Raw genomic sequence first — 25,067 nt, 5'->3', positions numbered from 1 at the left:
CAAGCATGCCCAAACCGTCCGCTAGAAGCAAGATTCTCGAAGCTGGCCTGGCCGTGATGTTCCGCCAGGGCTATCACGGCGCCGGCGTCAGAGATGTCGTTGCGGAGGCCGGGGTCGCCCAGGGCTCGTTTACGAACCACTTTCGATCGAAAGAGGATTTCGCCGCCGAGGTTTTGGACCTGTATTTTGCCTCGATCCAAAAGCGGATCTCCGAGTCGCTCCTTGACGCTGGTCTTGCGCCCCGGCAACGACTGCTGCGGTACCTGGACATCATCTCGGATCGGCTCGCTGCCGATGGCTATGTGCGGGGCTGTCTGATCGGCGACTTCAGCCTGGAGGTGGTCCAGGAGAGCGAGCCGCTGCGCCAACATCTCGTCGCGATGTACCGGGAGTGGCTTCAGCCCTTTAGCGACTGCATCGCGGAGGCCCAGGCTGCCGGGGAAATCGACAGCACGTTCACTCCACGGGATCTGGCGGAGTTTCTTCTTGCCTCCTGGGAAGGCGCGATCCTGCGCATGAAAGTGGAGCGTTCCGGCGAACCGCTCCGACGGTTCAAGGACATCACCTTCGCTACCGTTTTTGGTCCGCCATAATTTTCCGATTTGACACTAAGGGGTGGCAAAAACGTCTATCAGGATCTGGTTTTTCGCCACTCCTCGTACTCTCCGCGGGCATCGTCATGCAGCGGATAATAGCGTTGCAACGACCCGCCCTGCATGAGCTTTTCGCGCGAGAATTCCTCCCAATCGTGATGCTTCTGCGCCTCTTCGATCACCTTCGCGGCCATTGCGACGGGAACCACCACCACCCCGTCATCGTCGGCAACGATGATGTCGCCGGGGATCACCGTGACATTGCCGCATGCGATCGGAACGTTGACGGCATTGGGATAGATGCTGGTCTGCACATGGTAATTGGGCGTCCAGCCGCGCAGCCATAGGGGCAGATCGAGCTTCTCGACATTGGGCCGATCGCGCATGCACCCGTCGATGACGATGCCAGCGCCGCCTCTGCCCTTGAAATACGTCGACATCATATCGCCGAAGACACCTGAACTCATGTCACCGCGCGCGTCGACCACGACCACATCGCCCTCCTGAGCGTGGTAGAGCACGTGCCGGTGCAATTGTGTCTCCGGATCGGCATATTCTCCCTCGTTGAAGAGGTCAGGCCGCTGCGGCAGGAACTGCAGCGTCAGCGCCGGGCCGACGATCGACTTGCCGTGGTTCTGCGCCACCGGACCGACCATATGCGGATTGCGGAAGCCCATGTGGCCAAGCGTGCCGGCAACGGTCGCGGCACCGATCTCCCTCAGTGCGTCGATCAGGTCTTTGGACGGCCGCGTGATGTCGGGAGTATGCGTCATGGTGGCCTCCGATTGTAATTGAGCTACCAGTTCGTGACAGAACCATCGCGGCGCTTGAGGTGGGGTGCTTCCCAGAAACGGAAACTCTGCGCCTGGATCGCCGCCTCGTTGATCTCGACGCCGAGCCCCGGCAGATCGCTGACCCGATAATCGGGGCCGTCGAGCTGTGGTTGCACCGGGAAGAACTCGGAACTGTCGAAACCCAGCTTTCTTTCCGGCGCCCTGGTCTCGAGCCAGGCGAAGTTCGGCACCGCGGCGGCGAGATGTATGGTCGCGGCGGTGCACACCGGACCAAGGGGATTGTGCGGCATCAGGTCCACATAGTGCGTCTCGCTCCAGCCAGCGACCTTCATCGCTTCGGTGAGCCCGCCGACATTGCAGACATCGAGCCGGTTGAACTGATGGATGCCGCGCTCGATGTAGGGCAGGAATTGCCACTTGCTGGCAAATTCCTCGCCGATGGCGAATGGGATGTCGGTCATCGTACGCAGGGATTCGTAGGCCTCCGGCGTCTCGTCCCGTATCGGCTCCTCGAGGAAATCAAGCACGCCGCGGCCGAGCTTGTTGCAGAAGCTTGCCGCCTCGGCCACCGATAGCCGATGATGGTAGTCGATGCCGAGCACGAGGTCGTTGCCCAACGCCTCGCGTGCCCTGTTCAGCATGCTCGCGGTGGCGCCGATCGATTCGCGCGGCTCGAAGATGTCCCTGCTGCTTTGCCCGACCGGGAAGAAGCGTATCGCCTGCCACCCCTGCGCGCGCAGTTCCCTGGCCCGTTCGATGGCAGCATCGCCCTCGGCCTCGTCTCCGGTCGAGGCGAAGGTCGGGATGCGGTCGCGCTGCTTGCCGCCGAGCAGCTCATAAACCGGCACCCCCAGCGCCTTGCCCTTGATGTCGTGAAGGGCGATGTCGATCGCCGAGATGGCCGCCTGCAGGACGCGCCCGCCTTCGAAGTACTGGCTGCGATAGATCTCTTGCCAGATCCGGCCGATCTGCATCGGGTCACGGCCGATCAGGAACTCGCGATAGTGCTCGATCGCGCCGGCCACGGCCTTCTCGCGACCGCTCAAGCCGCTCTCGCCCCAGCCGAAGATGCCCTGATCGGTCTCGATCTTGACGAGCATCTGGTTGCGGGTCCCCACCCACACCGGATAGGGCTTGATCGCCGTGATCTTGAGCTTCGTGGTCATTCACACTCGTTCCACACGCATCCGCCCTGTCTCAGTTGGCCTCGAGGGCCATCTCCGTTTCGCCGTCGAACAGGTGGATGCGCTCCTGGTCGAACTCGAGCCAGATCTGCTCGTCGGGTGCGACGGCGATTGTGGGGGACACGCTGATATTGACGATCGCGCCGGAGAGGAACGCTTGCACGAAGGTGATGTCTCCCGTCGGTTCCACCGTGTAGGCCTTGGCCGGAATGGCGCCGGGAACGGCGCTCTTGTGCAGCTTGATCGTCGAATGTCGCGCACCGAGCACGACCTTCCTGGTGGTCGCTCCCTGGACCTTGCGCGCGTTGAGTTGCGACAGTGCAAGGCTCCAGCCTTCAGCGCTCGTCAGAACGGTGGCGCCGTTGGCCGTCGATGCCTCCAGCGGAATAAGGCTCATGGCCGGGCTGCCCACGAAGCTCGCGACGAACATGTTGGCGGGATGGGCGAAAACTTGTGCCGGCGAATCGTATTGCTGCAGATAGCCGCCGTTCATCACGGCCATCCTGTCTGCCATGGTGACGGCCTCCAGCTGGTCGTGCGTCACGTAGACGATCGTCGCCTCGAGGTCCTGATGGAAGCGCTTGATTTCGGACCGCATCTGCACGCGCAGCTTTGCGTCGAGATTGGAGAGCGGTTCGTCCATCAGGAATACCGCCGGATCTCGAACCAGCGCGCGGCCGAGCGCCACGCGCTGCTGTTGCCCGCCCGAAAGTTCGCGCGGCTTGCGCTCAAGCAGTTGCGTCATGTCGAGCACCCGCGCCGCTTCCCTGACCTTCCTGTCGATCTCGTCCTTGGGCAGCTTGCGCATCTGCAGCGGGAAGGCGAGGTTCATATAGACCGACTTTTGCGGATAGAGCGCGTAGTTCTGGAACACCATTGCGATGTCCCGGTCCTTGGGGTCGAGGTCGTTGACCACCCGGTCGCCGATGAGGATGTCGCCCGATGTGATCGGGATCAGCCCGGCGATGAGGTTGAGTGTTGTTGTCTTGCCGCAGCCTGAAGGGCCGACGAGCGCAACGAACTCGCCGTCATCGACCGTCAGCGAAACCTCGTTGACGGCTTTGAAGCCGCCATAGGTCTTGACGAGATCTTTGAGGACCACGTGGGCCATCGGCAACTCCCTAGTGCTTGACCGCGCCTTCTGTAAGGGCGCGTACGAAGTATCGTTGCAGGACGAGGAAAAGGACCACGACGGGCACGCTCATCATGAAGCTGGCAGCCATCAGACCCGGGAAATCGGTCGTGTTTTCCGAGAAGAAGCGCTGGATACCGACCGGCAATGTCAGCTGCTCGTTCTTGGAGAGGAAGGTGTACGCGTAGATGTATTCGTTCCATGCGCCGATGAAGGAATAGATCGCCGTGGCGATGATGCCTGGCGCCGATAGCGGCATCACTATCAGGACAAAGGCTTGGAACCGCGTCGCCCCGTCGATGCGCGCCGCCTGCTCGAGCTGCACTGGGATGTTGTCGTAGAAGCCCTTGAGGAGCCAGATTGCCAGCGGCAGGCCGAATGTGAGGTAGGTGAGAATGAGCGACCCATGCGTGTTCACCAGCCCGATCGCGCGCATCAGGATGAAGAGCGGCACGAGAAAGATCACCGCCGGGAACATGTTGCGCAGCAAGACGGCGAAGAACAGGAAGTTCCGGCCCGGGAACGTGAAGCGCGAAAACGCGTAGGCCGCAGGAACCGCCACGATCACCGAAAGGATGGTCGTGGCAGTGGAAACGAAAAGGCTGTTCCAGAAGAAGCGGAGGAAGTCCTGGCCGACACTGTTCTGCGGATCGAGCAGCTTCTGGTAGCTGGCAAGGGTTGGTTGGTCAGGCCACCATTGCGGCGGGAGCTGCATCGCGGCGAAGCCGGACTTGATCGAGGTGATTAGCATCCAGACCATCGGCAACGCGGTGTAGAGCAGCATGAATGTGAGGAAGATACGCCCGCCCCACCGCCATCCGTCGATGCTCGCATGTCGACGGGCCTGACCCAGACGGGCTGTCTCGGCGATCGTGCTCATGTGCTCGCATCCTTGCGTTCGTTTCCGCTTAGCGCGCGGACGTAGAAGTAGCCGAGCGTCATCAGGATGAGGAAAAGAAGCACCGAATAGGCCGATGCCACTCCCCAGCGCTGCCGGCCGAAGGCGAGCTCATAGATGTGGGTGATCCAGATGTGCGATGCGTTCGACGGCCCGCCGCCGGTCATGATCCAGGGGATGATGAAGGAATTGAAGTTGGCCACCGCCAGCAGCAGGATCGTCACTGTGGAGACGTTTCTCAAATGCGGGAAGGTGACGTGCCAGAAGCGCTGCCATGCATTGGCTCCGTCTACCTTGGCGGCGCGCAACAACTGCTCGGGGACTGTCTGCAGACCTGCCATCATCATGATCATGGCGAACGGAAACTCCCGCCAGATATTGACGACGATCAGGGAGGGCAGCACCGTGCTGACGCTGTCGATGAAATTCGGCGGCCGGTCGGCCAATCCGAGGCCGACCAGTACCGCGCCGATGATTCCAAAGTCCGAATGGTAGATCCACTTCCAGATATAGGATGCGGCGACCGCGCTGATGACCCAGGGAATGATCAGGACCGCGCGCAGCACGCCCCGGCCGACAAACTCGCGATGAAGCGCCAGCGCGCAGCCAAATCCCAGGACAAAGGAGATGAAGGTGGATGCCAGTGTCCAGATAAGGGTGTTGGAGGTGACCTTCCAGAACACCGGACTGGTGAGGATGGCGGTGTAGTTGCCGAAGCCGACGAAGATCTTGTCGCGGAGCTGCAGGCCGGGTGGCGTGTTGAAGAACGACAGCTCGATCGTGTAGTAGATCGGATACGCGATGACGATCAGCATCACAGCAATCGCAGGAAGCACGTACGCGTAGTCAGCGCGATGCTCCCAAATCTTGCCTAGCAGGGGTAGCAATCTTCGCCGAGCCCCGGTCTTTCCGGCCACGATCGTCACTTTGGCGTGCCCTTGTTTTTCGGAGCGAACCGGCTGCGCTCTCGGCGCAGCCGGCAAGATCGGGTCAGGCTTCGGCTAGAGGCCGCCGCCCATCAGGTCTTTCACCTTCTTGGCCGCGTCGTCGGCTGCCTGGTCGACGGTCATTGCTCCGGTCAGTGCATTCTGCAGCATGTCGGGGACGATGATGTTCATGATCTCCGGCGACTGCGGCAGCGCTGGGAACGGGATGCCGTATGGCAGCATCGAGGTGGTGACATCGAGGAACTTGATGCTGTCCAGACGTTCCTTCATCCATTTGGTCTTGAAGCCGTTAAGGTTGCCGGGGTTCGAGCCGGCGTAGGCCATCTTCAGCGACCATTCAGGGCTGGTCCACATGCAGATGATGGCCTTCGCGGCCGGCTCGTCTACCTTGCCGCCTTCGACATATTCGGGCTTCAGGATGTGAATGTTCGAGCCGCCGAACACCACTGCGCGCTTGCCGTCGGGGCCAGTGGGGATGAGGCCGTAGCGCATGTTGTCGATGACCGTCTGCGCCTTGTCCTTGTCGGTGCCCGTTGCCTTCTTCTGCAGGTCGAGCATGACATTGTAGTCGGACGGGTGCGAGATCATCATGCCGAGCTGGCCGGCCAGGAACAGCGGCTGGTTGTCGGCCTGCTGGTTGGTGAGTGCCGAAACCGGAACCGATTTGTCGCGGACATACATGTCGTAAGAGGCCTGCAGCGCCGCCTTGCTCTGCGGGCTGTTGAGCTCGATGTCCTTATAGGTCGGGTTCGCCTTTGCTTCGTCGAAGACGCCGCCGCCATAGGCCCACAGCTGCGGCATGAAGCGGTACGGCGTATTGCCGGCATTCTTGCGTGCCACGAGGCCGTATCCGGCAATGCCGAGCTTGTCGTGGATCTGCTTGGAATATTTGACGACATCGTCCCAGGTCGCCGGAGGCTTGTTCGGATCAAGGCCCACGCGCTTGAAGATGTCGGCATTCCAGATGAACGCCATCGTCTCATTGTTGGTTGGAATGCCGTAGGTCACCCCGTCCCAGGTCACGGCTTTCATGGCGCCAGGCCAGAAATCCTCGGTCGAATACCCGACATCCTCGGGCTTGAGCGGCTCCAGATAGCCCTTTGAGGCGAACTCGGTGCCACCCAGGATTTGCAGGCGGACCGCCATCGGCGCTGCATTGCCAAGGAGCGCCGTGCGGAACTTGTCGAGGAGATCGTTATAGGTGAGGGCTTGTTCCTCGAGCTGGATGTTCGGATAGGTCTTTCGGAAGGTCTCGAAGAAGTCCTTGTAGTACTGGCGCAGGAGGTCGGGGTCGCCCTCGAACACGCCCTGATACCAGAAAGTCAGTCGCCCCTTGTAGTCGAGCGGGGTGACCTTGCCGCAATCGGCCGCCGTATCAAAATCCTGTGTGCCGGCAATGGAGCGCACATATTCCGGCGACCACTTGCTCAAGTCGACCGGCGCCGCGCCCAGCGCAGGTGCGGACATCAACGATGCCACTAAGGCAGTGGAGACAGTGCCGCGCAGGACGGCACCGCCGAGTGTAATCCTCGTCATAGGTATCCTCCAGGTTTCTCTCCCATGCCGCTCTGCATCGAGGCGAGCGGTCTTTGCTCGTCGACCGCGGGACAAGCTCAATCAATGTATCCCTTCGAGCAATTTGTACGTTTTCAGATCGCGGGTTGTCTGTCAACGCGATAAATCGTACATTGTTTATGGATACCGTGCGTGATATCGAACAAAACGTGTATTGATCGAGGGGAGCCGGTCTTGGCCGAAACACGCGATTTTAAAGCAGAGCCACCCGAGGGGATTGACCCTCTCGGGGCCTCAAGCGAGGGCGCCTCGCTTTATCAACTGATCAGGGAAGACATCATCGAAGGGCGGCTCGCCGCCAACGAGCGGCTTGTGGTAACCGATCTCGCCCGGCGTCACGGCACCTCGACCAACCCTGTGCGCGAAGCCCTGCAACTGTTGCGCGGCGAAGGCTTTGTCACCTTCGTTCCCAACCGCGGGGCGCGCGTTCGACCTATAGATCAGGATTTTGTCCGGGATATCTACGAGATCGGAGTCCTGATCGAGCCGGCTCTGACGCGATGGTTCGTGAATATGGCTACCGTCGAGGACATTGCTGAGCTCGAACGCATCCAGGGCCTGATCGAAGAGAATAACTTTGCCGACACGCTCAGGCACAGCGAACTGGATACCGCCTTCCATACCGTGATGTACCAGAGGCACTATAATCGCCATGCCGCCGAGCTTTGGTGGAAGCATCGGGAAGTGCTACGGGCGGTGAGCCGGCGCTTCAATTTCACGCTCGCCCGGCGCGCCGCGATCATTCGCGAGCACCGAGAGCTCATCGCGCATGTCAAAGCGGGAAATGCGGACGAGGCAGCCGAACTCATTGCACGCCATGTCGAGGGCTCCGGGCGGCATGTCCTCGAACACATGCGCGCACGCAACGCCGCGCGGGCAGGGTAGAATATCCGGTCTGGAACATCGCTATCCCGATCACTTCAGATAGAGGCAATTGAGATGAAAATCACGAGCATTCGGCCGTGGCTAATCAAGTCCGATGCTTCTTATTGGGGGGAGTACCTGTTCGTCGAAGTGTCGACCAACGAGGGAGTGAGTGGCTGGGGAGAGATCACCACCACGACAAAGCTGGCCAACCGCGCGCTATGCACGATCTTGCGACAGATCGGTGCCGCCGTGACAGGCGAGGATCCAGCGCGTATCGAGCATCTGTGGCATAAGATTTTCCGGAGCTTCACATATATGGGCAGCCGCGGCGCTGCCGTCGAATGCGTGAGCGCCATCGACATAGCCCTCTGGGACATCCGCGGCAAAGTCCTCGACAAGCCGATCTACGAGTTGCTGGGCGGACCGCTGCGCGACGAAATCGCCCTCTATACCCATCCCAACCAGGCCAAGTTCACCAGCAAGGAGGCTGTGGTTCGTGAAATTCGAGACATCGTCGAGTCCGGCCACACTGGGCTGAAGTTCGATCCGTTCCCGCACCAGGGCCGCACCACCGATGGACTGTCGCGCGAGCAGCGGGACGGCTACCTCGACGGCAGTATGACTCGCAAGGACGAGCGAGAGGCGGCCGAACTCACAGCTCTCATCCGCGAAACGGCAGGCCCCGATGTCGACATCCTCATCGATGCGCATGGCCGCTTCGACGTTCCCACCGCCATTCGCCTCTGTCGCAGCCTCGAGGAGGCTGGCCAGATCGACTGGTTCGAGGAACCTTGTCCGCCCGAAAGCCTCAACGCGCTCAAGCAGGTGCGCGAGAAGGTCAGCGCTGCCATCTCGTGGGGCGAGCGCGGTCACACGAAATGGGATTTCGTGCCGGTGCTCGAGAACAGGCTCGCTGACTACATCATGCCCGACGTGACCTGGACCGGCGGCATCACCGAGCTCAAGAAGATCTCCGCGCTGTGCGAGGCCTACTACATCCCGGTCTCGCCCCATGATGCCGCGGGACCGATAAACGTGGTTGCGGGAGCACAGGTGATGATGACCGTTCCCAACTTCTACAAACTCGAAACGTCGGAGTGGAACCTGGGAAAATACGATCACCTGATCGACAGACCACTCGACGTTTCGAACGGCAGCCTCAAGCTGACGTCGAGACCCGGTCTCGGCGTCGAGATGAACCGCGACTACCTGCAGGCTCACGAGATCGAGCTGAGTTAGCCGTGCCCGCCGGCCCATGTGCGGGTCATAAGCCCCATCGACCAGAACGAGGATAAGTCATGCCAGAGACGGGTGGAGCCGACGGGGCGCTCGATCGGGTGAACACGAATTCCAGGCCGTCCGAGCTCCGCATCACCGACATGCGGGTTGCCGAAATCGTCGGCGCGCCGTTCACCTCGGCCCTGCTCAAGATTTACACCAACCAGGGCATCGTCGGACTTGGCGAGGTGCGTGACGGCGCCAGCGCCACCTACGCGCTGATGCTGAAGAGCCGGCTGCTGGGCGAGAACCCTTGCGACATCGATCGCCTGTTCCGCCGCATCAAGCAGTTTGGCGGGCACGGCCGCCAAGGCGGCGGCGTCTCCGCAGTCGAGATCGCGCTGTGGGATCTCGCAGGCAAGGCCTATGGCGTCCCGATCTATCAGATGCTGGGCGGCAAGTTTCGCGATCACGTGCGCGTCTATTGCGATACCGACGCCGAGAAACCGAGCGGGACCGAAACCGGCAAGCGCCTCAAGGAGCGCATGGACCGCGGGTTCACATTCTTGAAGATGGACCTGGGTTTGATGCAGATCGCCCACGTTCCGGGCGCCGTCGTCGCGCCCGCCGGCGCTCTCGACGGGTTTCACGCCAATCCGCGCGGCCGTGGCGGCACACCCGAGGAGCGTAAGGCCCGCAACCTAGCCTACGATGCGCAGAACGTGCAGCACCCGTTCACGGGCCTGCATTTCACCGACAAGGGGATCGATCTGCTCGAACAATATATCCACGAGGTTCGCGAGGTCATCGGCTACGAGATCCCTTTAGCCATCGATCATGTCGGCCACATCTCGCTGCAGGACGGCATACGCCTGTCGCGCCGCATCGAGAAATACGTACCTGCCTGGCTCGAGGACGTGATCCCCTGGCAGTACACCGAGCAATACCGGCAACTGCAGCAAGCCACCACGGTGCCGATCTGCACCGGTGAGGACATCTACCTCAAGGAGGCCTTCGAGCCTCTGCTCAAGAGCGGCGGCCTCTCCGTTATCCACCCGGACCTGCTCACCAGTGGCGGCATTCTCGAGACCAAGAAGATCGGCGATATTGCGCAGAACCACGGCGTCGCCATGGCCATCCATATGGCAGAAAGCCCGATCGCCGCGATGGCCGCGGCGCATGTCGCCACCGCGACCGAAAACTTCATGGCGCTCGAATACCACTCCGCCGACGTCGACTGGTGGGACGATATCGTCACCGGTCTCCCCAGGCCGCTCGTCAAGGACGGCTTCATCACCGTGCCGGACAAGCCGGGCCTCGGGATCGACGACGTCGTCGACGAGGTCATCTCGCATCACCTGCAACCGGGTGTCACGGGGATATGGCAATCCACCGAGCATTGGGACAATGAATATAGCTGGGACCGGACCTGGAGTTAGCCCAGACCCCTTGCCCTCCAGGCTCACAGGGCCAACGACCGACCATTCGTGTCGACCTCCCCAGGGGAGACGCGAAGAAAGAAACGGACGAAACCATGATCTACGAACTGCGTAACTATGACTGCCTGCCGGGCAGGCTGCCGGCTTTGCTCAAGCGCTTTTCCGACCAGACGCTGGCCATCTGGGAGAGGCATGGCATCCGCCAAGCCGGGTTTTTCACCACGGCGATCGGCGAAAACAGCAATCGCCTCACCTATTTCCTCGCCTGGGAATCGCTGGCCGAGCGTGAGGCGAAATGGGCGGCTTTCGTCACCGATCCGGCATGGCACAGGGCCCGGGACGAGTCTGAGCGCGACGGGCAGATCATTGCCAATATCAGCAGCCAGCTGCTCACGCCGACAGCTTTCTCGTCTGTGAAATAGGACTGCGCCATGAAGATCACCGACCTGCGCTGCGCTGTGATAGGCAAGCACCCGATCGTGCGCATCGTGACCGATGAGGGCCTCTATGGCCTTGGCGAGGTCGAGTTCACCAAGACCTACCTCAAGCCCTTTGTGCTGCATTTCCGCGACGCGCTGATCGGCGAGGATCCGACAGACGTCGAGCGAGTGATGCTTAAGATCCGCCAACGCGGCTCGTTCAAGCCCTATGGTGCTGCCGTTTCCGCCATCGAGCATGCCTTGTGGGACATCGCCGGCAAGGCGGCAGGCGTGCCGGCCTACAAGCTGCTCGGCGGCAAGGTGCGCGACAAGGTGCGTGTCTACAACGGCTCGATCCGTCGCAAACGCACGGGCGATCGGCCGGAGGATTACGCCGCCGACGTCAAATGGATGATGGAGCAGCCGCAGAACTTCTTCATGATCAAGCAGGGAATCTCGTTCCATTCCAATATGAAGGACACCATCGAGGGCTTCCATTACGGCGTGACGCAGAAGAAGGCCGGCTATCACGGCGCCATGGATCAGGGCATGATCAGCGAGCGCGGTTTCAATCACATGCTCGACTGCGTGATCGCGATGAAGGAAGTGCTGGGCGACAAGGTCAGCCTGGCGCTCGACTGCGGCCCGGGCTGGATGTTGCCGGATGCGATCAGGTTCGCCCGCGCGGTCGAGAAGTACAATCTGATGTGGCTCGAGGACATGCTGACCGGCGACTATGTGCCCTGGGTCAATCCGCAGGCCTACCGGGAGCTGACGACCTCCACCTCGACGCCGATCCATACCGGCGAGCAGATCTACCTGCGCCACAATTTCAAGGAACTGATCGAGACCCAGGCGGTGCGCGTCATCGGCCCCGATCCGGCCGATATTGGCGGCATTGCCGAGCTCAAATGGGTCGCCGAGCACGCCTACATGCACTCAATCCTGATGGCGCCGCACGGCACCGCCAACGGCCTGCTCGGCCTCGGCGCGCTGATCAACGTCTGCGCCACCTTGCCCGCCAACTACGTGGCATTCGAATATCCCAGCGCCTCGGACCCGTGGTGGAACGATATCGTCATCGGCCTGCCCAAGCAGGTGGTAAAGGATTCGATGGTCGATCTGCTCGAAGCTCCCGGGCTCGGGCTCGACATCGACGCCCAGGGTGCCAAGCAGTATCTGCTGGCAGAGGACGCCGGGTTCTTCGACTGATTGGGCGTCAAGCCAGCCAGAGCGAGCAACCGGTGCCGGCGCCGGGCCGGCGGACCCAAGATTATCGCTTCAGTCGTCGCCGGTCTTGATCACGTCCCACGCGGCGGATGGTCGGCTCTCGTTCTCATGCGGTCGAGGAGGCGCGTGAACGCTCACCGGATGCGTCCGTCTTCGCCGAAGAGCCGCGACGATGCGGGCGCAAAATGCAGGATGATCTTGTCGCCGGTCCTTGGTTGCGACGACCGCCGCTCCGCGATGATGGTCTCGCCGGTCGCCAGCGTTGCGTGGACATAGGACGTGGAGCCCATCGCTTCGACGAATTCCACCTTTGCCTCGAGGTCGATTCCGTTGTCCTGGTCGAGATGTTCGGGCCTCAAGCCCAGTTGCAGTTTCCGCCCGGGCTCAAGCGGGGTCTGTGCCGGGCTGTCCATCTCTTGGCCTCCAAACGCGAGACGGCCCCCCGCCTGCACAATGGCGGTCAGAAAGTTCATCCGCGGAGAGCCGATGAAACCCGCGACGAACGCGTTGTCGGGATCTTGATAGAGGTTTTGCGGTGTGCCGATCTGCTCGATGCGCCCACTGCGCAGCACGACGATCCGATCGGCCATGGTCAGCGCTTCAGTCTGGTCGTGCGTCACATAGATCATGGTGTTGCCAAGGACCCGGTGGAGCTTGGCGAGTTCCACGCGCATCTGCACCCGCAGCTCGGCATCCAGGTTGCTGAGCGGCTCATCGAAGAGAAACACCTTCGGGTCGCGCACGATCGCGCGCCCTATTGCCACCCGTTGGCGCTGTCCTCCCGAGAGCTGGGCCGGCTTGCGCTGCAAAAACTCTTCGAGCTGCAGGATCTTGGCCGCGCGCCCGACCTTGCTGGCGATTTCCTCCTTCGGGCGGTGCGCCATCCGCAGGCCGAAGCTCATGTTGTCCGCCACCGTCATGTGCGGATAGAGCGCATAGGACTGGAACACCATCGCCACTCCGCGGTCGGCAGGCTCGGCGTCTGTCACGTCGTCGCCGCCGATGAAGATCTCGCCCCCGCTCGTCTCTTCGAGCCCGGCAATCATGCGCAGCAGGGTGGATTTTCCGCAGCCCGACGGGCCAACGAATACGGCGAACTCGCCCTCCTCGATCGAAAGCGAGACATCGCGGATAACGTCCGTCGATCCAAAGCTCTTGCTAACCTGTTTCAGTTCGACACGCGCCATCGGCTAACCTTTCACTGCGCCCACGGCGATGCCCGAAACAATTCGTCGCTGGAACAGGATGTAAAGAACAACGATCGGCGCCGCCGCGATGACGATGCCAGCGGTAAACAGGGGTATCTGGTCCGAGTACTGGCCCTTGAGCGCGGAAATCCCCACCATGAGGGTGCGGTGCTTCTGCATGACCAGCAGGGAGATCAGAATGTCGTTCCAGCAGCTCAGCGTGTTGAGGATGGCCAGCGTCACCAATGCCGGCGTTCCCAGGGGCAGCATCACGTGCCACCAGACCTGCAGCAGCGAGGCCCCGTCGATCCGCGCCGCTTCGATCAGCTCGCGCGGCAGCCCGGAGTAGAACGCCGTCATCATGTAGACCGAGAAAGGCAGGAAAAATGCGGTGTAGGACAGGATGAGCCCGATGTGCGTGTTGACCAGGTTGAGGGCAAGCATCGTGCGCATGAAGGGCACGAGCACGACCTGCACGGGGATCATCAGCGACGACAGGATTACCGCGAACAGGAAGCGCCGATAGGGAAAGCGCAGCGACGCGAGGGCGAAGCCGGCCATGGAAGACACGACCATCAACAGGATGACCGCCCCGAGCGTCGCAATCACGGAATTGAGGAAATACTCATCAAGGTGCGCCCGGGTCCAGGCCTGCACGAAGTTGTCGAGCGTGGGCTGCGTGGCCAGCCCGAAGCGGTCGAGCATGTAATCGTGACGTGTCTTGAGTGCGTTGTTGACGGCGAAAAAGATCGGGTAGAGGCAGCTCAAGGCCAGCAACCCCATCGGGATCGCCGCGATCCTGAGGGTCAGACGCTGTCGTTTTCCTGCTCCTGGCACGACCCCTCCTTCAGATGTTCGCGTTGCGCGACAAAATGCGAATCTGCAGCCATGCGAGAATGCTCGTCATGAAAAACAGCACCATCGAGACAGCCGCGGCGTAGGCGGGCCGGTTGAGCTTTCCCTGTGCGGCCCAGATGAGATATTCGGGCACCGTCGTCGCCGTGCCAGGTCCGCCGCCGGTCAGCACGTAGATCAGGCCGAACATCGAAGTCAGCAGGCCGATGGTCGTGATCACCGTCGAGAACTCGATGATGGGGCGAAGCTCCGGGATGATGACATGCCACCAGATCTGCCACATCTTGGCGCCGTCGAGACGTGCCGCTTCGACCATTTCCTTGGACACGGTCGACAGCCCGGCAAGGAAGATCAGCACACCCATGCCGAAGGTCGACCAGCATTGGATCGCCAGCGTCACCGGAAGTGCGGTCGCCGAGTGGCCCAGCCAGTCCACGCCGCTGATCCCCGCGATGCCCAGCAACGCGTTCAGATTGCCATTGAAGCTCAGCACCACGCTGAAAATAGAACCGATGATGACGCTCGAGAGAATGGCGGGAAAGAAATAGACGGAGCGGAAAAACGTGCGCCCCGGCACGCCCTGGTGGATCAGGATGGCCAGCAGCATCGGGATGGTCACAAAGATCGGCACCGATAGCAGCACCACGACGGCGTTGGCCATGGCGGAGCGGAAATTCGGGTCGTCCAGTGCGCGCAGATAGTTGCCGGCGCCGATGAACTGGCCCGGGTCGGTCGACGTCGCGCTGGTCAGGGAGATGCCAAACCCCCAGAACAGCGGAAAGATGCGAAACACCAGGACAAGCAGGATGGCCGGAAGCAGGAACAACACCGCAACGCGCGCCTCTGTCCGGCGGCTCCGGCCTGGGCGGGTACCGGTCCGCGCGGCTTGGCCAGTCTGGTGTAACGAATTGGCGGTCATGGGCACGTCACTGATGCGGGGACGGGGGCGCGTCGCAGCGCCCCCACTGTCTGCGTGAGAAGATTGCTATTGCGGCTTGGCTTCAGCCTGGACCTTGTCCAGCGCTGTCGCGGCCTGGTCCACGGTGGTTTCACCGTTGAACAGGAGCTGGCTCTGGTGGTGCCATTCATCGAGCTCGGCCGCTGAAGAATTGGCATGCGTGGTCGGAACGGCCCTGGTCGCAAGCCAGCCCATGATCTGCTTGAGGCCAGGGCTGTCAATGCCGGATGTGTTGACTTCGGTGTTTGCTGGCACCGAGCCGGTGTCGTTGACCAGGTATGACAGGACTTCCGGCGAAGCGAGGATTCGCACCGCGTCGACGGCGAGATCGATGTTCGCGGAGTCCTTGTTCACGCCGTAGCCAACGCCGCCGTCAAGCGGAACGCCGGGGGCACCTTCATGCTGATCGGCAGCAACGGTCGGCGAGGGCATGGGATAGACCCCGACCTTGTCGACGCCCATGTTGGTCTCGAACTGCTTCCAATGCGCGACGTTGGAGAGCAGACCCATCACGTTGGCTCCGACACCTTGCTCGAAGAGGGCGAACTCATCCATGAACATGGTCTGCGAGTTACCGCCCTCCTGGTACCAGCCATTCTTGGCGGTATCGACCCAGGCCTGCAAGATCGTCTTGATCGGCGGATCCGACCAATGGAGCTTGCCTGCCAGCCAATCGGCCTGTTGCTGCGCGGTCAGCGACTGGTTCGCCGCTTCCGAAAGGAAGAACTCGGCGTTGTAGCCTTCCTTGTTGGCCATCATGAAGCATGCGGGTTTACCCTGCGCCTTGAAGGCGTCGCAGACCTTGGTCAGTTCGGCCCAACTCGTCGGCGGCTTCTCCGGATCGAGCCCTGCGGCCTTGTAAAGCGCTTTGTTGTAGTAGACGACGTGACCCTGCAGCGTCGTCGGGATGAAGTACAGCTTGCCATCAGGTCCGGTGAACGCGGACTTTCCAACGAGCTTCGGGATCAGGTCGGGCAGCTTGTCGTCGAGCGGGATCAGCCCGCCGACCAGGGCCTTGGCCTGGGCGCCGCCATTGGCCCAGATGACGTCAGGGCCTGCCTTCGAAGCGAGCGCGGTGCCCAGCAGCGTGTAGTACTCGGCGTCCGGTTGAGACAGGAGGTTGAGAGTTGCTCCCGGGTGCGCGGCCTCGAATGCGGCCTTCGCGTGATCGTAGTATGTCGCGTGGGCGGCATCGTCCACGTTGACGTCCCAGACGGTGATCTCCTGGGCCAGCGCCGGCGACGCCACCACCATGGTCGCAATAGCGGTCAATATCTTCAGCTTCTGCACGTCATTCCTCCCTTTTTATCTACCAGGCCTTCGCTTCATCCAGCGCTCGCTGCGAGTTTGGGATCCCGTCAACCCGCGGGTTGACGGGCGCTTCACCAAGGTCTTCGCGCGACAGGATTTCGGGGCGCGTCCAATCCAGACGCCCGGTCTCCGACAAGACCAGCCCATGGCCCGTTCGATCGGGCGCATGAATCCAGCCGTCATGAATTTCGATTGTTTGCTCGACCAGGTGATCGAAGTTCTGGAACGAGTATTCGAGCCACTCGACTTCGGGCAGCGCACAGGCCATGTGTACGCCGATTTCGAGAAACGTATTGCCAAGCGTCACCGGAACGCCGAGTTCGGCTGCCAGCCAGCCGATCCGCATCACGTCCGTCACCTGCCCATGGACATTCAGCATGTCGGTTGCGCCGGCCTGCATCAACAGGCGCTTGCCGGCCGCATCGAGGTATTCGCCTGAATTGATCATGGTCCACGGCGTTGCCGCCTTGAGGTTGCGAAGGCCGTCGAAGTCGTGGCGCAGGATAGGGTCCTCGACCCAAAGCAGATCAAAGCCAAGGCTATGAATTTTCTGCAGTTTTACCGATGCCTCCTTGGCCCCCCAAGCCTCGTTTGCGTCAATCATGATCGACGAGCCGGGCCGCACCGTCTTTCGCAACAGCTCCAGCCGGGACAAATCCCGGTCGAAATCGGGATGCCCCACCTTGATCTTGAACGCGCGATAACCAAGCGCCTCGGCATGGGCAAAGAACGCTTGGAATTCATCGTCGCTGAGGTGGAAATCGAGACCGGATGCGTAGGCTTTCACGCGTTTGCGTCGGCTCCCCAGGAGCTCGTGCAACGGCAGGCCGACCAGCTTCGCACTCAGATCCCACAACGCAACCTGGAGGGCTTCCTCGAAAGGTAAGCCGAAGGCGCGCCTGTTTCCGCCGCGGGGCCGCTGGACCCGATGCACGAGCCCCAAAGGCGATTGCCCTGCGAGATCGGGCCAAGCCTCCTCTTCAAAAACACGAACGATCTCGGCCTGGTCCGGCAAGGGGTGAAACAGGCTCTGGACAAAGCCCAGCCCGACCAGGCCATTCTCGGCAACGAGCTCAAGCGCGGCCACGTGTGCCGCATCGATGCGGACCTGACTGTCACCGATGGTCCGGTCACGAGCGAATTGATAGCGGGTAATGCGATACTCGGCGATGCGCATACTGCGTCTCTGATATGTCAGAATGCGCTTTAGATATTTCAGTTTTGGAAAAGAGGCAAGCGGCCAGGCGCAAAACCGTCCGGCAGGCAGGCACGCAAATGCAGTGGGCGACGCTTCGTCGACCGGTTAGCGGCCCTGGCTCGATGGCCGCGCGACGACCTGCAAGCAGCCCGGGATACCGGTTGCGCGCAGCGCAGTACCCCGGTCAGTCGTATCCCTGCAAAGGTCCATTGATAACCGGCAATGCGATACTTTACGATGGCACGGCCGGTAATGTTTTAGAATCATGTTTAGATATTTCAGATGCGAGGTCAAAAGTGGCGCAGCACGACGATCAGTCCGATGGGGCCGCCGGGGCGGCAGCCGGCCAACGCCTTGGCGATCGTGCCTACACGCGCATTCTTGAGACACTGTTTGAGCGGAAGATCCCCGCGGGGGCCTTTCTGTCGCAAGGCGATCTTGTCGAAATGCTGCAAATCCCGGTTGCGCCGCTGCGCGATGCGCTCAAGCTGCTCGAGGCAGAGGGGATCGTCATCATCCATTCGCGCTCGGGCATCCAGTTCGTCAAGCCCGGGTTCGAACTGACCAGGTCGACCTACCAGTTTCGCAGCATTCTGGAGCGTGCAGCGACAGGGGTTTACGCGCAAACCGCGGACGAGGCGGACCTGGCGGAACTGGAAAGACGTCATTTGGCGGTCATCGAGGAGATCGAGCGCGGTGGGCTCACCGACCTGGTCAGGGCCGACCTCGAGCAACTCGAGACCTTGCTGCATCACTCCATCATTGCCAGCCTGAACAATCCATTGATCGACAGTTCCTACAAGCGGCTTCACAACTACGTCCGGCTGATCCGGCTGGACAGAAAGGTCACCGTGCCTCTCGTGCTGCAATCCCTGCGCGAGCACATGCAGGTCATCCTGGCATGCAAGGCACGCGACCCGGAGGCGGCTGCGGCGGCCATGCAGGCGCATCTGGCCTCGGCCCTGCAGCGCGGTCTGGGCCTCTACTACGGCTACTAGGCTGACTGAGATCCCACGAAGCGGGCCAACAGTGACGCGGCTTCGGTGCCCGCCACGCCAAGGTCGCGGACGCTGCTCATGTGATTGGCCGCCGCAAGGGTCGTGCGCGAGACAGCCAGCCCTTGGTTTTCCAGGTGGCTCATGAACATCGCGGCCTGGCTGTGGAAGGGCGGCGTCTCATCGGCGCCGACCGAGATCTCTACGGCCACGGATGGATCGAAGCTGTGGTTGATCGGCGAGAACCGGCGGGCTTCTTCGTCGGTGATCGCGATCTCGGCGGCAAGGAATGACATTTGCAACGGCTTCAGGTCGTAAAGGCCGCCGAGCAGCAGCGCAGCTTTGATGCCGGACGGCCGGTCGTCGCCGTCGAAAAGCATCGTTGCCAGCTGCGCGCCGGCGGAATGACCGCTAACGGTCAGCAGATCGGGATCGCCGCCATGGTCCGCGATATGGTCAAGCACCCATCGCTTGGCGCGGCGCGTCTGGTCAACGATTTTTGCCATCCTGACTGCTGGCATCAGCGCATAGTCGACGATGACTGCGATCGCACCGGCGTTCGTGACGGTCTCGGCGACATAAGAATAATCACGCTTGGAGAACATGCGCCAATAGCCGCCGTGAATGAACATATGCACCGGCAGGCGGTCCCGTTTGCCCTCGGGAAAGAACAGATCGATGGTCTCGGTGGCGTCATCTCCGTAGGCGACGTCGCCGACCATTGGCACGTTCGCCCTGCTATCTTCGCTTCTGCGCACGATCTCGGCGACGATGTCGTCGAACTCGACCACATGATCGCGAATGCGAAACGGATCTTTGGCGTGTCCGCTCACAGGGTTACGGCGATGTACTTCGCCTCCATGAACTCGGCAACGCCGTGCTTTTGACCACCTTCGCGGCCCAGTCCGCTCTGCTTGACGCCGCCAAAGGGCGCCGCCGGATCCGACATCAGGCCGCGGTTCAGGGCGATCATGCCCGCCTCGATCTTCGATGCCACGCGCATCCCCCTGGCCAGGTCGCGCGTGTAGATATAGGCAGCGAGACCGTATTCGGTATCGTTGGCCCTCGCGATGGCGTCCGCCTCGCTGTCGAAGCGCATGATCGGAGCCACGGGGCCGAATATTTCCTCATGGATCATGGCGGCGTCAGTGGAAACGTCGCGAAGCACCGTTGGCGGGTAGAAGTAGCCCTTGCCTTCGGCAATCGCTCCGCCGCACAGAACCTTGGCGCCACGGGCGACCGCGTCCTGGACGAGACGATCGATCTTGTCCACGGCCTTGCTGGTGATCATCGGGCCGCACTCGGTTTCCGGGTGTGTGCCAGGACCTACATTGAGGGCAGCCATGCGTTTGCACAGCCCATCGGCGAAGGCATCATGAATGCCGGCCTGCACGTAAAGCCGATTGGCGGCGGTGCAGGCCTCGCCGGCATTGCGCATCTTGGCAACCATCGCACCGTCGAGCGCTGCTTCCAGGTCGGCGTCGTCGAAGACAATGAACGGTGCATTGCCGCCAAGTTCCATCGAACAGGAGATGACGTGCTTGGCGGCTTCGGCCAGGAGCACCCGGCCGATACCGGTCGAGCCGGTGAATGACAGTTTTCGCACGCGTGGATCGGCCAGCATGGCAGCCGTCACCGGCCCCGGCGTCGAGGTCGTGAGCACGTTTACGACGCCGGGCGGCACGCCGGCTTCCTCGTAGAGCGCTGCAAGCGCATAGGCCGTCAGTGGCGTCTCGCTGGCTGGCTTCAGGATCACAGTACAGCCGGCCGCGAGCGCCGGCGCGATCTTGCGCGTCGCCATGGCTGCCGGAAAATTCCATGGCGTGATGAGCACGCAAATGCCGATGGGCTGGTAGTCGACAATGATCCGGTTGGCGCCCGAGGGCGCAAGGCCGAACTCACCGCTGATGCGGACCGCCTCCTCGGCGTTCCAGCGAAAGAACTCGGCGGCGTAGGCGACCTCACTGCGCGCGTCACGCAGCGCCTTGCCGTTCTCCAGCGAGATCAGCGCAGCCAATATCTCCGCCCGTTCGGTCATCAGTTCGAAGCAGCGCCGCAGGATTTCCGAACGCCTGCGTGGCGAGGTCTCGCGCCAGCCGGCCGCTGCCTTCGAGGCCGCGTCGACGGCTGCGGCGGCGTCGGCAAGCGTGGCATCGGGAACCGCCGCGATCACGGCTTCGGTTGACGGATCGACCACTTCGATCACGCGGCCCTCCGACGAGGGCTGCCAGCGTCCGCCAATGTAGAGACCGTGCGAGACCGTGGCGTAATCGAACATATCTTGATCCTCGTCGGATATGCCTGCGGCGATATTCATGGGGTGAGCTCCTGGTCGATCACATCATGGTGGCGGACATGTCGCCATCATAAGCAGCCCTGACCAGCCGTCGCATCGCGGCGAGGTCGAACGGACGCGGATTGTTCTTGATCAACCGGTCGATGCCGAGCGCCTGCTCGGCCGTCCAGTCGATCCTGTCTTCGGGAAGGCCAAGATTGGCCAAGTTCGGTGGGATGCCGATGGCGGCAAACAGCCGGCTCACCTCGCGGATGGTGGCGTGCGCCGATGCATCGGCGCCGTCGCCGCTCTGACGGGAAAGGCCGAGAGCGGCGCCAACTTCGGCAATCTCTGCGGCCGCGGCGGGAAGGTTGTAGCTCATCACATATGGCAGCATGGTGGCGACGCCCAGACCATGCGCGGTATGTGTAACTGCGCCGACCGGATACTGCACCGCGTGAGCGGCGGCCGTTCCGGCGGTGCCGAAGGCGCAACCGGCGGCCAGCGCTCCCATCATAACGTCGGCGCGCGCATTCCCGTCCGATCCGTCGCGATATGCCTTTTCGAGACTGCTACCGAGCAGCCTGATAGCCAGAAGCGCGAAATGATCGGTCAGGGCGCTCTTGCCGACAAAGACATGCTGCTGCGGCAAGCGGGGATCATCACCGCGTCTGGCTGCGGTGAAGGCCTCGATTGCGTGCGTCAACGCGTCGGCACCGGCGATCGCCGTCAGGGACGGGGGGCACGTCGCCGTCAGATCCGGATCGCAAAGCGCCACCGCGGCGATGAGGTGAGGACTCGAGATACCCACTTTCAGGGTGCGATCGGGATCGGAAATCACGGCGACGGGGGTCACCTCGGAGCCTGTCCCGGCCGTCGTCGGCACTGCGATCACGGGAAGGGTAGGGCCTGGTACGTTGAACTCGCCATAGTAATCCTGGGGCCTGCCACCATGGCTGAGCAGAAGTGCTGCGCATTTGGCCATGTCGAGGCAGCTGCCCCCGCCGATCCCGATCACCATGTCCGGCTTGAAATCCTTCGCCTGCGCAATGCAGGCGGCGACGCTGTCGCGGGGCACATCCGGCAGCGTTCGGTCGTAGACCAGCGTCTCTATCGCCGCATTGTGCAAGCCCGCAAGAATTTCGGCGAGCTGCGAAGTCGCCGCGAAACGCTCGTCGGTGCAGACGAACGCGCGCCGCCCAAATTTGGCGGCAACGGCAGGCAGCACATGACGCTGGCCTTTGCCGAACAGGATCTCGCGCGGCAGGCGCGCGGCTGCGAACAAGGTCATGGACGGCATCCTTCAGTTCCAGAGGCCGGGCCTCGACGTCCGGGTCATTTCCCAAAATATCCTCTCTTAAATCGTATAGGATATAGGATTGAATTGACCGAACCATCGTGCTAGTGAGTGCTCCTGTCAAGAGGGTAAACAATGCAGAACGCGGACCTGACGGAAGCTCCTTCGACAGCCCGTATCCAGCGCGCCAACAGCCTGGCCGGCGACGTTTACGAGGCAATCTTCGCGCAGCTGATGTCGCTCAGGATTGCTCCGGGATCGCGCATCACCGTCGACAATCTCGTGAAGGAATTCAACGTCTCGCATACCCCCATTCGCGAAGCGCTTGGCAGGTTGGAGGGTGAGGGCCTGGTGTTGAAGACCCACCTGATCGGCTATCGGGCCGCCCCGCAAATCACCCGCCGCCGCTTTGACGAGCTTTACGAGCTGCGCCTTCTGCTTGAGCCAGCTGCCGCGGCCAAAGCCACTGCAAGACTGGACGACGAGCGCCTGACCGTGCTGCAGGAAGCGGCTGGCGTCATGGCCCGGCGAGAGGGGAAAGACGAACGCCTGCGTTATTCGAACTTCGCCCGTCAGGATGCGATCTTCCACGACAAGATCGTCGAGTTCGCCCAGAACGAGCTCATTCGCGAGACGCTCAATCACCAGCATACCCACTTCCACATCTTCCGCTTGATGTATCACTCACGCGTGACCGAAGAGGCACTCGACGAGCATGAGGCCATCCTCGCCGCCTTCTCCGCGGGCGATCCGGACGCCGCCGAAAAAGCCATGCGCGTGCACATCGAGAATTCGCGGGACCGGCTCCTGCCTGCGTTCGAGTAGCCATCGCGATCTCGCTTGCCCGGGGACCGTCAAGCTCGACGGGCCGCCGATCGCCCAGCCAACGCCAAGGAAAACTATTCCCCGACTTAACCGCTCTGCTCCGATTTCGATCCCTGTCTGGCGAGGCGCCAAATGCACCTCGCCTTCCCACAAACCGAGAGGAAGACCATGCCAGGAAAAAAGATACTGATGCTGACGGGCGAATTCACCGAGGAATATGAAATCTTCGTCTACCAGCAGGCGATGGAGGCCGTCGGCCATACTGTTCATGTCGTCTGCCCCGACAAGAAAGCCGGCGACCTGATCAAGACATCGCTGCACGATTTTGAAGGCGATCAGACCTATACCGAAAAGCCCGGTCACAATGCGCTGATCAACAAGACCTTTTCCGACGCCGAGAAGCAACTGAGCCAATACGACGCCGTCTACTGCGCCGGCGGGCGCGGACCGGAATATATCCGCACCGACAAGCGCGTGCAGGCGATGGTGCGCCACTTCCACGAGGCGAACAAACCGATATTTACGATCTGCCACGGCGTCCAGATCCTGATAGCGGTGGACGGCGTCGTCCGCGGCAAGAAGGTCGGCGCGCTCGCGGCTTGCGAACCGGAGGTGACGCTGGCAGGCGGCACGTACATCGACCTGTCGCCCACCGATGCCTATGTGGATGGGACGATGGTTTCGGCGAAAGGTTGGACGGCGCTTGCGGCGTTCATCCGTGAATGCCTGAAGGTGCTGGGAACGGAAATCCGCCACGCGTAAGCGTTTGGTCCCGACGCATCCCGCAATGGATGCGTCGGCCCCCTTCAAAGGTGGCTCGATTCCATCATTCGTCAAATACGATCAGCGAACGCATCAGCGTTTCTCTTGCCGAGCCCAGATGTGCTCGGCAGGCTCGCTCAATGCGCTCGGGATCGCGGCTTTCGAGCGCATCGATATAGGCAAGATGCTCCAGGATCGCCGCCTGGTTGCGCTGCTTCTCGTCATGTTTGTTCCACTGATAGTGGTAGTGAAAAATGAAGCTGATGATATCGTAGAAATCGTCGATGAAGCGGTTCGGCGAAGCCTCGTTTATGAGCCGGTGAAACCGGTTATCGAGGCCTGAAAAGTCGTGGAAGCGGCTTTCAATCCGCTTCAGCAGTTCGGTATGCGCAATCTTGAGCACGGCCAGCTTCTCCCACAGGGGAGAAGTGTCGGCCTGCTGTGAAAACAGATGCGCCGAGCGCAGCTCGAACATTACGCGGATCTCGAACAGCTCAAGTGCGAAATCTTCCGTAAAGCCCTTGAAAAGCCAACCCGTGTTCGGCCTTTTTTCGAGCAGCCCAAATCGGCTAAAGCGGATCAGGAACTCGCGAATTCCGTTGGTTGCGACACCGAACTGCCGCGCAAGCTCGAGCTCGTTGATGCTGGTGCCGGGTCTGGTGTCACCGCGCAGCATCCACTCCATGAATTGCTGCTCGACGTGCTTGGCGCGTGATGTGGTTTCGGCGTCGGGATAGTAATCGTTATCCTCGACCGCTCGGCCTGCCGTCCTGACGCCGCCGCGCTCGGCGATAAGGTCGCGGCGGGCAAGTTCTCTCAGGACCTTTCGGACAGTCGTGCGGCTGACTCCCATTCGCCGTCTAAGCTCATTTTCGGAAGGAAGCTCGCCGGTCAATTGTCCGTCGTGCAGCATACTGGCGACCCGGTTGAAAGCCTTCTTGTAGACAGTGTCGGTTCGCATAGGATCTACCTCAGAGCATTACCTTGTTCTTTCCAGCGTGAACTTTATCCATAAAAAACAACTTGACCAAGGGATACTCTGGTTGTTTTTTATCGATAAGAGGAAGCTAAAATACAGCACAAGTTTTTTGACGACGAGGCTTACAAA

24 protein-coding genes are annotated in these 25,067 nt (G+C 61.4%); 9 read left to right on the top strand and 15 right to left on the bottom strand.

Features of this window, described 5'->3' with window-relative positions; all coding sequences use genetic code 11:
• Positions 1 to 5 precede the first annotated feature (5 nt).
• Entirely contained in the window at positions 6 to 593 is a 588-nt protein-coding gene (locus EJ073_RS13530) for a TetR/AcrR family transcriptional regulator (protein WP_126056177.1), read from the top strand.
• 38 nt (positions 594 to 631) lie between these two features.
• On the opposite strand, the gene EJ073_RS13525 is transcribed toward EJ073_RS13530, so the two are convergent.
• From EJ073_RS13525 to EJ073_RS13500, 6 genes are all read right to left on the bottom strand, one after another.
• Positions 632 to 1,366, bottom strand: a complete 735-nt coding sequence (locus EJ073_RS13525) for a ribonuclease activity regulator RraA (RefSeq protein WP_126056176.1) — start codon at positions 1,364 to 1,366, stop codon at positions 632 to 634.
• Between the two features lie 23 nt (positions 1,367 to 1,389).
• Positions 1,390 to 2,553, bottom strand: coding sequence for a mandelate racemase/muconate lactonizing enzyme family protein (locus EJ073_RS13520; RefSeq protein ID WP_126056175.1), 1,164 nt, complete (start codon positions 2,551 to 2,553; stop codon positions 1,390 to 1,392).
• A gap of 31 nt (positions 2,554 to 2,584) precedes the next feature.
• Entirely contained in the window at positions 2,585 to 3,682 is a 1,098-nt protein-coding gene (locus tag EJ073_RS13515; RefSeq protein WP_126056174.1) for an ABC transporter ATP-binding protein, read from the bottom strand.
• Positions 3,683 to 3,692: 10 nt separating this feature from the next.
• A complete protein-coding gene (locus EJ073_RS13510; RefSeq protein WP_126056173.1) occupies positions 3,693 to 4,583 on the bottom strand; it encodes a carbohydrate ABC transporter permease in 891 nt (296 codons plus the stop codon).
• A complete protein-coding gene (locus EJ073_RS13505; protein WP_126059212.1) occupies positions 4,580 to 5,527 on the bottom strand; it encodes a sugar ABC transporter permease in 948 nt (315 codons plus the stop codon). Before EJ073_RS13505 ends, EJ073_RS13510 begins: the two co-directional genes overlap by 4 nt.
• Positions 5,528 to 5,602: 75 nt before the next feature.
• Positions 5,603 to 7,084 carry a sugar ABC transporter substrate-binding protein gene (locus EJ073_RS13500; protein ID WP_126056172.1) on the bottom strand — a complete coding sequence of 494 codons (1,482 nt, stop codon included), beginning with the start codon at positions 7,082 to 7,084 and terminating at the stop codon, positions 5,603 to 5,605.
• Between the two features lie 213 nt (positions 7,085 to 7,297).
• Between EJ073_RS13500 and EJ073_RS13495 the strand changes: the two genes are divergently transcribed.
• The 5 genes from EJ073_RS13495 (at position 7,298) to EJ073_RS13475 (ending at position 12,278) form a co-directional block, all read left to right on the top strand.
• Complete coding sequence (locus EJ073_RS13495) at positions 7,298 to 8,008, top strand: GntR family transcriptional regulator (protein ID WP_126056171.1); 711 nt, start codon at positions 7,298 to 7,300, stop codon at positions 8,006 to 8,008.
• A 54-nt stretch (positions 8,009 to 8,062) separates the two neighbouring features.
• Positions 8,063 to 9,229 carry a mandelate racemase/muconate lactonizing enzyme family protein gene (locus EJ073_RS13490; protein WP_126056170.1) on the top strand — a complete coding sequence of 389 codons (1,167 nt, stop codon included), beginning with the start codon at positions 8,063 to 8,065 and terminating at the stop codon, positions 9,227 to 9,229.
• Positions 9,230 to 9,288: 59 nt separating this feature from the next.
• Complete coding sequence (locus EJ073_RS13485) at positions 9,289 to 10,647, top strand: mandelate racemase/muconate lactonizing enzyme family protein (protein WP_126056169.1); 1,359 nt, start codon at positions 9,289 to 9,291, stop codon at positions 10,645 to 10,647.
• Positions 10,648 to 10,742: 95 nt separating this feature from the next.
• Complete coding sequence (locus tag EJ073_RS13480) at positions 10,743 to 11,069, top strand: NIPSNAP family protein (protein WP_126056168.1); 327 nt, start codon at positions 10,743 to 10,745, stop codon at positions 11,067 to 11,069.
• Positions 11,070 to 11,078: 9 nt separating this feature from the next.
• On the top strand, positions 11,079 to 12,278 hold the full coding sequence (locus EJ073_RS13475) for a mandelate racemase/muconate lactonizing enzyme family protein (RefSeq protein ID WP_126056167.1): 1,200 nt from the start codon (positions 11,079 to 11,081) through the stop codon (positions 12,276 to 12,278).
• Between the two features lie 152 nt (positions 12,279 to 12,430).
• Here the strand turns inward: EJ073_RS13475 and ugpC are convergent, their stop codons facing one another.
• From ugpC to EJ073_RS13450, 5 genes are all read right to left on the bottom strand, one after another.
• Complete coding sequence (gene ugpC, locus EJ073_RS13470) at positions 12,431 to 13,483, bottom strand: sn-glycerol-3-phosphate ABC transporter ATP-binding protein UgpC (RefSeq protein ID WP_126056166.1); 1,053 nt, start codon at positions 13,481 to 13,483, stop codon at positions 12,431 to 12,433.
• Between the two features lie 3 nt (positions 13,484 to 13,486).
• Entirely contained in the window at positions 13,487 to 14,320 is an 834-nt protein-coding gene (locus EJ073_RS13465) for a carbohydrate ABC transporter permease (protein ID WP_210211290.1), read from the bottom strand.
• Positions 14,321 to 14,330: 10 nt separating this feature from the next.
• On the bottom strand, positions 14,331 to 15,167 hold the full coding sequence (locus tag EJ073_RS13460; protein ID WP_245455567.1) for a sugar ABC transporter permease: 837 nt from the start codon (positions 15,165 to 15,167) through the stop codon (positions 14,331 to 14,333).
• Positions 15,168 to 15,323: 156 nt separating this feature from the next.
• Positions 15,324 to 16,586, bottom strand: coding sequence for an extracellular solute-binding protein (locus EJ073_RS13455; protein ID WP_245455566.1), 1,263 nt, complete (start codon positions 16,584 to 16,586; stop codon positions 15,324 to 15,326).
• A gap of 19 nt (positions 16,587 to 16,605) precedes the next feature.
• Positions 16,606 to 17,784 carry a mandelate racemase/muconate lactonizing enzyme family protein gene (locus EJ073_RS13450; protein ID WP_126056164.1) on the bottom strand — a complete coding sequence of 393 codons (1,179 nt, stop codon included), beginning with the start codon at positions 17,782 to 17,784 and terminating at the stop codon, positions 16,606 to 16,608.
• Between the two features lie 317 nt (positions 17,785 to 18,101).
• Between EJ073_RS13450 and EJ073_RS13445 the strand changes: the two genes are divergently transcribed.
• Entirely contained in the window at positions 18,102 to 18,803 is a 702-nt protein-coding gene (locus EJ073_RS13445) for a GntR family transcriptional regulator (RefSeq protein WP_127282711.1), read from the top strand.
• Here the strand turns inward: EJ073_RS13445 and EJ073_RS13440 are convergent.
• From EJ073_RS13440 to EJ073_RS13430, 3 genes are read right to left on the bottom strand one after another with little or no spacing between them, the layout of a single operon-like run.
• Complete coding sequence (locus tag EJ073_RS13440) at positions 18,800 to 19,633, bottom strand: alpha/beta hydrolase (RefSeq protein ID WP_126056163.1); 834 nt, start codon at positions 19,631 to 19,633, stop codon at positions 18,800 to 18,802. The two genes, EJ073_RS13445 and EJ073_RS13440, sit on opposite strands and share 4 nt — an antisense overlap.
• On the bottom strand, positions 19,630 to 21,078 hold the full coding sequence (locus EJ073_RS13435) for an NAD-dependent succinate-semialdehyde dehydrogenase (RefSeq protein ID WP_245455718.1): 1,449 nt from the start codon (positions 21,076 to 21,078) through the stop codon (positions 19,630 to 19,632). Before EJ073_RS13435 ends, EJ073_RS13440 begins: the two co-directional genes overlap by 4 nt.
• A 58-nt stretch (positions 21,079 to 21,136) precedes the next feature.
• Complete coding sequence (locus tag EJ073_RS13430; protein WP_126056161.1) at positions 21,137 to 22,366, bottom strand: iron-containing alcohol dehydrogenase; 1,230 nt, start codon at positions 22,364 to 22,366, stop codon at positions 21,137 to 21,139.
• Between the two features lie 141 nt (positions 22,367 to 22,507).
• On the opposite strand from EJ073_RS13430, the gene EJ073_RS13425 reads away from it, so the two are divergent.
• A complete protein-coding gene (locus tag EJ073_RS13425; RefSeq protein ID WP_126056160.1) occupies positions 22,508 to 23,197 on the top strand; it encodes a GntR family transcriptional regulator in 690 nt (229 codons plus the stop codon).
• 168 nt (positions 23,198 to 23,365) lie between these two features.
• Complete coding sequence (locus tag EJ073_RS13420; protein ID WP_126056159.1) at positions 23,366 to 23,959, top strand: DJ-1/PfpI family protein; 594 nt, start codon at positions 23,366 to 23,368, stop codon at positions 23,957 to 23,959.
• Positions 23,960 to 24,023: 64 nt separating this feature from the next.
• On the opposite strand, the gene EJ073_RS13415 is transcribed toward EJ073_RS13420, so the two are convergent.
• Positions 24,024 to 24,920: a GntR family transcriptional regulator gene (locus EJ073_RS13415; RefSeq protein WP_126056158.1), complete on the bottom strand. Its 897-nt coding sequence runs from the start codon at positions 24,918 to 24,920 to the stop codon at positions 24,024 to 24,026.
• Between the last annotated feature and the right edge of the window lie 147 nt (positions 24,921 to 25,067).

The sequence above is a fragment of the Mesorhizobium sp. M4B.F.Ca.ET.058.02.1.1 genome (genome assembly GCF_003952505.1).
In the GTDB taxonomy this organism is placed as follows: Bacteria; Pseudomonadota; Alphaproteobacteria; order Rhizobiales; family Rhizobiaceae; genus Mesorhizobium.
Note: the sequence above shows the minus strand (reverse complement) of the source record. Positions and strands in the feature narration are given on the sequence as shown.